We start from the raw sequence: 1,731 nt of genomic DNA on the forward strand, positions 1-1,731 counted from the left end.
TGACCATTGGGCATCTGAAACATTACGTAAAAACAGACCCGATTGGAATGTGATAGAAGATGACATAAAAAACGTTTCTTTTGCTGACTATAAAGGGAAAATTGATGTTGTTACTGGAGGATTTCCGTGTCAAGCATTTAGTTACGCAGGTAAAAAATTGGGATTAAAAGATGCTCGAGGTACGTTATTTTATGAATTTGCCCGAATTGTTCAAGAAGTGATGCCACCAATATGTGTTGGCGAAAATGTTAGAGGGTTGCTAAATCACGATGGAGGAAAAACAATTGAAGGTATGATTTCTGTTTTAGATGAAATCGGCTATACAGTTATTCCGCCTAAAATTCTAAAAGCTATTTTTTACCACGTACCACAAAAACGAGAAAGAATATTAATCGTAGGTATTAGAAAAGATATATCGCCCGAATTATTTGATTTTCCAAAACCGAGCAAAAAAATATATAATTTAAAAGATGCTTTAAAAAAAGGAGAACTTTATAATTGTGACGTGCCTGAATCGAAAGGCTCACCATACCCACAAAGCAAAAAGGAAGTATTAGAACTTGTTCCTCCAGGCGGATATTGGAGAGATTTACCTATTGATGTTCAAAAATCATATATGGGTAAAAGCTTTTATCTTGGCGGAGGAAAAACTGGGATGGCTCGCAGAATGAGTTGGAATGAACCAAGTTTAACATTAACGTGCAGTCCTGCACAAAAACAAACTGAACGATGCCATCCCGATGAAACACGCCCATTTACAGTAAGAGAATACGCAAGAATACAAACATTTCCAGACGATTGGAATTTCTCAGGTTCAGTTACACAACAATACAAACAAATTGGTAATGCCGTTCCTGTAAATTTAGCTAAAGAGATTGGCTATTCAATCGTTTCATTCTTAAACAAGTACTATAAAGAAACCTAATTTTCAAAATATTATAGCTACTTTTGAATTAAAATCATTCACTAAGTTTATGTTAACAAACAACGAAGCCAAAAGAATCATTCGCGAGACTGTCAAAAGTAGCATTATTTCATTTGCACACAGAGCATTAACAAAGAAAGCAAAATTTCAAATTCTTGATTTAATCATTCCAAAAGAAAGAAAGATTAGGTCAATAGTTGGCGGATTGGAAACATCTCTTGGAACAACTTTATGGGAACCATTAGCGAAAGCACTTGCAATAGAAAACGGTTTTCAAATAATCAATTCCAATTTGGAATGTCCTGTAAATATGCCATCGAACCTCAATAATACTTTGCAAACAATCATTGATGAGAGGAAAAGACGTAGTGGCGTTTACAATGCTGTTTCAAGTCACGAAGAAATCAAGCGAGTATGTCAATCATTCTTGACAAGACCAATTGAAACATTTGAGCAAGCACCTAAAGGGCGTGGAGTTGATATTTGGCTAAAAAAGGACGGGATAAATTACTTTTTTGACACAAAAACCGTTCAACCGAATTTATCTGCACTAGTGAGTTGCACAGAACAAGTTTTAAATTGGTATGCTTATTTCTATTCAAGATATCCCGACAAAAGAGCTGAATCAAGAATTGTATTTCCGTATAATCCACACAATGGAGATTTTTGGGATAAAACAATCGGGAAAGGATTGCCTCTCGAACGAGATAATGAGGCTTGGGTTGAAAATCAGTTTTGGAATTTCTGCTCAGGATTAACAGACACATACGAACTGATTGTAGAAGCATTTACCGAATTGCGAGAAA

2 protein-coding genes are annotated in these 1,731 nt (G+C 35.4%); both read left to right on the forward strand.

What is annotated here, in order from left to right:
• A partial coding sequence (locus tag ACHZAX_RS00005) for a DNA cytosine methyltransferase (RefSeq protein ID WP_320017582.1) occupies positions 1 to 925 on the forward strand: 925 nt, incomplete at its 5' end.
• Between the two features lie 49 nt (positions 926 to 974).
• Positions 975 to 1,731: TdeIII family type II restriction endonuclease (locus tag ACHZAX_RS00010; protein WP_320017583.1), on the forward strand; the 757-nt coding region annotated here is incomplete at its 3' end.

Origin of the sequence: Labilibaculum manganireducens, assembly GCF_963665805.2 — a bacterium.
GTDB lineage: Bacteria > Bacteroidota > Bacteroidia > Bacteroidales > Marinifilaceae > Labilibaculum > Labilibaculum manganireducens.